We start from the raw sequence: 271 nt of genomic DNA, 5'->3' as shown, positions 1-271 counted from the left end.
CGCGGCTGTCGACGCTGAGCTGCAGCCGACCCAGGCCGGGCCGGATGCCGACCAACAGCGTGCCGTTGATGCAGCAGTCCTGCTGCGCCCCGAGCTGCAGCACCAGGCCCCAGTCCTGCAACTTCGGGCGCATCGACCAGCGCACCCGCCCGGGCAGGGCCGAGGCGTCGCGGCTGCCCTCGCCACCGGTCAGCACCAGCACGCCCGAACCGTTCCAGACGCTGCCGCGGGTGTCGGTGATGAGCAGACGGTCGCCGCTGGCCGAGGCCAG

General features: G+C 73.4%; 1 protein-coding gene. It reads right to left on the bottom strand.

Annotated features, from left to right (window positions below; genetic code table 11):
* Positions 1-271: hypothetical protein (locus RVY79_RS19735; RefSeq protein WP_317466266.1), on the bottom strand; the 271-nt coding region annotated here is incomplete at both ends.

The sequence above is a fragment of the Chromohalobacter sp. HP20-39 genome (assembly GCF_033052815.1).
Taxonomy (GTDB): domain Bacteria; phylum Pseudomonadota; class Gammaproteobacteria; order Pseudomonadales; family Halomonadaceae; genus Chromohalobacter.
This window is presented reverse-complemented; position numbering and strand designations above follow the sequence as displayed.